Below are 6,660 nucleotides of genomic sequence, written 5' to 3' on the forward strand. Positions count from 1 at the left end.
CCGCTCCGCTACACATCCCCCTCGGAGCGGGCAGCGTCGGCCGGGGCGGGCCGTGCCCCCCACGCAGTCATCCAGTCTGATCTTGCAGGAGGAGCAATGCCCGCCCACCGCTTAGCCGTCCGTGAGTTTCTCAAAGATCCGGGCCTGACCCCGGGCGACCTCGCCATGGTCCTGCTCATGCGCGAGGAGGACGACACCAAGTCTCGGTCTATGCCCACGATGACAGTCAAGGAGCTGCCCGAGGCGGTCAAGGCCCTGGAATCGGCCGGCATCACGTCGGTGAAGATCTTCGCCGGGTCCAAGCTCAGGGACGCGCGGGCATCGCAGCACGCCTCCCCCACCGGCCTAATGGCCCGCTCCATCGCCGCCGCCAAGAAGGGCGCCCCCAAGGTGCTCGTCATGACGGAGACGTGCGTCTGCCAGCACAACGACACCGGGGAGTGCTGGCTCGCTGGCAGTGACGGGCGGATGGACGTGGAGGGGACGATCGAAGCCTTGGGCTTCCAGGCCGTCATGCAGGCGGAGGCCGGTGCGGACATCGTCGGCCCGGCTGCGATGATCCCCGGCTCCGTGCGCCGGGTCCGTCAGGAACTCGACCGCGCCGGGCACCACAACGTCGGCATCATGCCGCACCTGATCTTCGCCTCGTCGCTCTACGAGGGCTTCAGGACTTCCATGGGAGCCACACCGCGCTCAGGGGTCCGCGCCTTCCAGATCGCGCCGAACCAGCCCGAACAGGCCGTGCATGTGGCCCGCCAGATGGTCGACGAGGGTGCGGACATGATCCTCACGGAACCCGCCCTGCACACCGTCGACACCCTCGTGCACCTCAAGGACAAGATCCCTGTTCCCCTCGTCCCCTTCTCCGTCAGCGGCGAATACCTGCGCCTGACCGACCTCCGGGACGACGGGGAACGCGACTTCAAGCCCCTCGTCGAGGCGTACACGGTCCTGAAGCGGGTGGGAGCCACCCGCATCATCACCTACGCCGCGCTGGACATCGCCCGCGGCCTCAAGACTTCCTGATCTCAGCCAGGATGCCGGCCGCACCGTGAACGATGAGGTCTGCCGCAATGCTGGCCCCGAGCTTCTCGGGGTCCTCGGCGGGCCCTGCCCCGTCGGCCCTGACCTGCTTCGTGCCGTCCAGCGACGTCACGGCGGCGGTCAGGTACAGCAGGCCGTCAGCACCGATTCGCCCCCACGCACCCACCGGCACGGAGCAGCCGCCGTGAAGCTCGGCCAGCAGGGCACGCTCGGCCCTCACGCACACGTCGACAAGCGGGTCTCCGGCCTTCGCCAACACCTCGGCAGCCGGGGAGTTGACGCGGACCTGGATGCCGAGCGCGCCCTGCCCCGGGGATGGAGGGAAAGCCGTCGGGTCGAGCACCTCGTGCACCTGGGGCATCAGGTCCAGCCGGTTCAACCCTGCCGCAGCGAGCACCACCGCATCAAGGTCGCCCTTCGTGGCGCGGGCCAGCCGTCCGGGGACGTTCCCGCGGATCGGAACCACGTTCAGGTCGGGTCGAAGGGCAAGGAGCTGGGCGACGCGGCGGGGGGCGCCCGTTCCCACCGTGGCACCGTGCGGCAGGTCGGCCAGCGACGAGCCGCACAGCACATCGCGTACGTCCTCGCGCGGTCCAGGGGTCACCAGAAGGCGCGTCCCTTCGTGCACAGAGGTGGGGAGATCTTTGAGCGAGTGCACGATCACGTCCACCTCGCCCGTCACGAGGGCCGCCTCCTGGTTGGTGGAGAACGCTGACCCCCCAGCGGTCTTCGCTACCTCCGCCAGAGTCGGCGTGACACGGTCCCTGTCACCGCCTTCGAGGATGATCTGCCGCTTGAAGGTCACGTCAGGGAACTGCTCGGCGATCGGCGCGAGCCACTCACTGACCTGCCTCCGCGCCAGCTTGCTGGCCCGGGAACCGATCCGCACTACGTCGCCCATTCAGGTCAACTCCTCGCTGACGCAGGTCCGTTGACGCTCAATCGTACTTGCACCAGAACCATGCACTTTCCGACAGATTGTCACCAAAGGAGATCCCTCGAATGAGGACACCTCTGCGCATCGGCGCCCGCTCTTCACGGATGTCCCTCGCCCAGTCCGCGCCCATCCTGGCTGACCTTGCACCAGACGCGACCCTGCTGCGTCCCTTTGCCGGAGAAAGCGGCGACCGCGAGGACAACCGCGCCTCCCTGGAGTCGGACGGCGTCTTCTCCCAGGAGATCGAGTCCGCGCTCCTCGCCGGAGAGATCGACGTCGCCGTCCACTGTCTCAAGGACGCCCCCACGCACGACACTCCGGGCCTGACCATGGCCGCGTACCTACGCCGCGACGACATCCGCGACTGCCTCGTGACCCGCGACCCGGCCGGCACTCTCGACACGCTACCCCCCGGCGCGACCGTGGGTACCGCTTCCGTCCGCCGCTCTGCCGCCCTGCGGACCTACCGCCCGGACCTTCAGGTCGTCCCCTTGCGAGGCCCCGTCTACAGCCGCCTGGAGGCTCTGTTCAGGCACGAGGTGGACGCGCTGATCGTGGCCTCGTGCTCCATGGAACGGCTCGGCCTGCGCCACCGAATCGGCGAGCGGATCAGCCCCGAGATCATCTGCCCGCCGCTCGGCGCGGCAATCATCGCCCTCCAGACTCGCGAGGACGACATGGAGACCCGCAAGCGCATCTCGAAGCTCCACCACCCGGAGACGGAGACGGAGGCCGAAGCGGAGCGCGTGGTGCTGCGGCAGATGGGCGGCTTCTGCAACGCGCCACTGGCCGGATACGCCAGGACCAACGACAACGGCAACGAGGTCACGTACACCGTCCGGGCGCGAGCCTTCTCGACCGAACCGGCGCTCGCAATCGATGTCCGCCTGACCGGGCCTGACGCCACCAAGACCGCTCTCGCGGTCTGCCAGCGACTCACCCGACACGGCGCCTCGGAGCTGGCCGAGGCGCCGCAGTCCAGCTAGTCCGTCCCGACGAGGCCCGGCGAGGCCGATGCATGAACGCTTTCGGCGGGGGCGGGCGAGGCCGACGCCTCAACGCCCTCGGCGGGGGCAGGCGCCTCCTTGATCTCACGCAAGGCATCCTTGGCCTCGTGGGCCACCTCGTTGGCGGACTTCTCGTCCTCCCTCGGCGCGTCCGGCTCCGAGGCCGCAGCCACTACAGCCTCCACGACCTCGCCGATCGCCACCCTCGGGATATCGGCGCTGCCTCCCGGCACCAGCCGCTCCTCGGAGACAGCCGTCACCACATCCGTCTCCGGATTGGTGACGGTTACGGAGACTGACGGAGGCGGTGAGTGCGGCGCCTCCACAACCGGCGTCTTGACCTCCACGGTCACCGCCATCGTTTCGGTCACCTGTGTCTCCGCGGTGATGGTCACCACTCCGCCCTCGGGCGGAGAAACGGTGAACAGCGGTTCGGTGCCGGGCTGGCTGATGGCCTTCATGTAGCTGCGGAAGGGGTTCAAAGGGCTCAGAACCTCACCGAGCGGCTTCTCGATCGGGTCGGGAACAACCTTCTCCACCATGTTCCTCATCTGCTCCTTGATGCCCGGCTTCGTTCGCCCCTTGTCCTTCTCTTCGCGCCTGCTGGACTGTTGCCGGCCGCCGCTCTCATGCCTGAGCTTCGGGTCCGGAAGGCCGGGGGCGGCGGGGCCGTCGCCGCCTTCGACTCGCTTCTCCAGCGGGGCCACCTCGCGATAGATCGGCTCGGCGGCCAGCACGGTCATCCCGGGGTTCGGAGACTTCCCCTTGGGGCCCTCCGGGTGCTGCGGAGCCGTGCCCTCGCCGTAGGCCAACGCATGGGCGTCCTCCTGCGAGACACCGCGCCGAAGAGCCTCTCGAACTACGGCGTCACGCTGCTCCTCCGTCAGCGGTACGCCCGCGATGCCGCCGTGGCCGTCGAAGTAAGTGGGCACGTAGCCCGATGCCGGGTCGTGCCGGTAGACCCCGTCGTCCTCGGGCTCGATGTCCGGCACGGTCGCAGCCGTACCGGCTGCGCGGTCCTCCGCGACCTCATCGCGGGAGCGCTCGACGAGGCCGAACGTCGTGGTGAACACGGCTGTCGTGGCGATGAGGCCCCAAGCCGTGATCGCGGTCCTTCTCTGGGGCTCACCCTTCTCGGGCAGCGCAAGAACTCTGGAGACAAACGGGCGGCGGTGCGGCGACACGACAGGTTGTTCCTTCCCCCTGGAATGAGTGCTTCCGATTACTTCTAACACGCGAACGCATGTTCGAAAAACGGTCGCACAAAGTGGATCTTCCAAGTCATCCTGCGGTCGCATTAGGTCCAACCCGAGGGGATGATGCACCCCCGGTCCAGACCTGCATCGCGCTCGATTCCAACAAGGACAGAGCGCCGCAAATAGGGCGCGAGGCAGATGGCCCGGCTGCGCGAGGACGAACACCGTTCGCCAGTAGGAGAAGTCGATCAGGAACCGCGCGGCGGTCGTTCGCATCCAGGCGCCGACGCGCTCAGCCGACCCAGCACGAATCCAGCACGGTGCAGATGACGAGGGGTGATGATAGGTGACGAGTCGTCAGATTATCCAGCACCGATCCAGCACGGGAAAAACTAAGGGGCCCGACTCAAGAGAGTCGGACCCCTTCTGACCTGCATGTTTGCCAGATCAGCGAAGTGGTGGTATGTCACCCACTACACGTTGAAGCGGAACTCCACCACATCGCCGTCCTGCATGACGTACTCCTTGCCCTCCATGCGGGCCTTGCCGGCCGAGCGGGCCTCGGCTACCGAGCCCGTGGCGACGAGGTCGGCGAAGGAGATGACCTCGGCCTTGATGAAGCCCTTCTGGAAGTCGGTGTGGATCACACCGGCCGCCTCGGGGGCCGTCGCGCCCTTCTTGATGGTCCAGGCGCGGGACTCCTTCGGGCCCGCCGTCAGGTAGGTCTGCAGGCCGAGGGTGTCGAAGCCGACGCGGGCGAGGATGGCCAGGCCGGGCTCCTCGGCGCCGACGGACTCCAGGAGCTCCATGGCGTCCGCCTCGTCGAGCTCGGCGAGGTCCTGCTCCAGCTTGGCGTTGAGGAAGATCGCCTCGGCCGGGGCGACCAGGGCGCTCTGCTCGGCCTTGAAGGCGTCGTCGGTCAGCTCGTCCTCGTCCACGTTGAAGACGTAGAGGAAGGGCTTGGTGGTGAGGAGGTGGAGGTCGTGGAGGAGCTCCGCCTTCTCCGAGCCCTGGAGGATGCCCTGCGAGAAGAGGGTGTCGCCCCGCTCCAGGATCGCCTGGGCGGCCTCGACGGCGGCGACCTTCGGCGCGGTGTCCTTCTTGATCCGCATCTCCTTCTGGAGGCGCGGCAGGACCTTCTCGATGGTCTGGAGGTCGGCGAGGATCAGCTCGGTGTTGATCGTCTCGATGTCGTCCTTCGGCGAGACCTTGCCGTCGACGTGCACGACGTTCTCGTCCTTGAAGGCGCGGATGACCTGGCAGATCGCGTCCGACTCGCGGATGTTCGCCAGGAACTTGTTGCCCAGGCCCTCGCCCTCGCTCGCGCCGCGCACGATGCCGGCGATGTCGACGAAGTCGACGGTGGCCGGGAGGATGCGCTGGGAGCCGAAGATCTCGGCCAGCTTGGTCAGGCGGGCGTCCGGGACGCCGACGACGCCGACGTTGGGCTCGATGGTGGCGAACGGGTAGTTGGCCGCCAGCACGTCGTTCTTGGTCAAGGCGTTGAACAGGGTCGACTTGCCGACGTTCGGCAGGCCGACGATTCCGATCGTGAGCGACACGGTGACGACTTCCCTAGAGGAGTGGAGGTGGGGCGATCCCCCAGTTTACGGGGGCACCGGACCGGGCTCCGACGGCGCTCTTCGCGCCAAGGTCACCCAAAGGGCGTGTCCCGCACGTGGTTCCCGGCCCGTTCCGACCTACGTTGGTGGGGTGGAGCAGCACAGGACACGCAAGCCGCAGTCGCGGCGCCCCGCCGGGCGCCCGCCGCAGACCCCTCTGACGCCGCCCGGCGCACTGGTCGAGGGTGCCGCGGTCTATCGCGTCGCCGCCCGTCCGCGCCCCGGCAAGCCCCGTGTGGAGCGCCCGGCGCCGCCGGTCGTGGTGGCGCTGCGCAGGCTGCCGAACCCGCGGCTCACCGGCCTCGGGGCGGGCCTCTTCGCCTCCGCCACGATGCTGGTGCTCGGCTTTCTCGACTGGCTGCTGCTCGACAGTTCGCCGCTCGTCTTCGGGCTGCTGTTCCTGCCGGTCAGCGCGCTGACCGCGCTGTGGGTGCGTACCGCGGACCTCGTCACCGCCCCGATCAGCGTCCCCATCGCCTTCGCCGTCGGCGTCGTACCCATCTCGGGCGGCACGGGCGGAGTGGGCGGACAGGCGATGGCGCTGGTCACGGCGCTCGCCGTGCACGCCGGGTGGCTGTACGGGGGCACGCTCGTCGCCGGCGTGATCGCGAGCGTGCGCAAGGTGCGGGACATGGGCCGGCGCCAGCGGGCCGCCGCCGGGCCCGACGTGCGGGCGATGCGGCGCCCGGCCCCGGAACAAGGCTGAGAGGGACGACGGCGGGAGGGGGCCGGTACCGGAGCGGGGGCAGGGGTGTCCGGACGTGGCGGCGCCCGTAACGAGCGAAGCGAAGTGAAGGTCGCAGTCCGGACACCCCGACCCAGAACGAACACGACACGGATCTACACCAGTCAAA

Annotated in this window: 6 protein-coding genes; 3 read left to right on the forward strand and 3 right to left on the reverse strand. The window is 68.5% G+C overall.

Features of this window, described 5'->3' with window-relative positions:
• Nucleotides 1–96 precede the first annotated feature (96 nt).
• Nucleotides 97–1,026 (forward strand): hypothetical protein, encoded by a 930-nt coding sequence (locus tag AB0Q96_RS37585; protein WP_365333598.1) that lies wholly within the window; start codon nucleotides 97–99, stop codon nucleotides 1,024–1,026.
• Here the strand turns inward: AB0Q96_RS37585 and hemC (AB0Q96_RS37590) are convergent.
• Nucleotides 1,013–1,945 carry a hydroxymethylbilane synthase gene (hemC, locus tag AB0Q96_RS37590; protein WP_365333599.1) on the reverse strand — a complete coding sequence of 311 codons (933 nt, stop codon included), beginning with the start codon at nucleotides 1,943–1,945 and terminating at the stop codon, nucleotides 1,013–1,015. The two genes, AB0Q96_RS37585 and hemC (AB0Q96_RS37590), sit on opposite strands and share 14 nt — an antisense overlap.
• A gap of 101 nt (nucleotides 1,946–2,046) precedes the next feature.
• On the opposite strand from hemC (AB0Q96_RS37590), the gene hemC (AB0Q96_RS37595) reads away from it, so the two are divergent.
• Entirely contained in the window at nucleotides 2,047–2,967 is a 921-nt protein-coding gene (hemC, locus tag AB0Q96_RS37595) for a hydroxymethylbilane synthase (protein ID WP_365333601.1), read from the forward strand.
• Here the strand turns inward: hemC (AB0Q96_RS37595) and AB0Q96_RS37600 are convergent.
• Nucleotides 2,964–4,172: a hypothetical protein gene (locus AB0Q96_RS37600; protein ID WP_365333603.1), complete on the reverse strand. Its 1,209-nt coding sequence runs from the start codon at nucleotides 4,170–4,172 to the stop codon at nucleotides 2,964–2,966. The two genes, hemC (AB0Q96_RS37595) and AB0Q96_RS37600, sit on opposite strands and share 4 nt — an antisense overlap.
• A 485-nt stretch (nucleotides 4,173–4,657) precedes the next feature.
• Nucleotides 4,658–5,746 (reverse strand): redox-regulated ATPase YchF, encoded by a 1,089-nt coding sequence (ychF, locus tag AB0Q96_RS37605; RefSeq protein WP_365333605.1) that lies wholly within the window; start codon nucleotides 5,744–5,746, stop codon nucleotides 4,658–4,660.
• Nucleotides 5,747–5,897: 151 nt separating this feature from the next.
• Between ychF and AB0Q96_RS37610 the strand changes: the two genes are divergently transcribed.
• Nucleotides 5,898–6,512 (forward strand): DUF6542 domain-containing protein, encoded by a 615-nt coding sequence (locus AB0Q96_RS37610; protein ID WP_365333607.1) that lies wholly within the window; start codon nucleotides 5,898–5,900, stop codon nucleotides 6,510–6,512.
• Nucleotides 6,513–6,660: the final 148 nt, after the last annotated feature.

Source organism: Streptomyces sp. NPDC093111 (assembly GCF_040683955.1).
Lineage (GTDB): Bacteria > Actinomycetota > Actinomycetes > Streptomycetales > Streptomycetaceae > Streptomyces.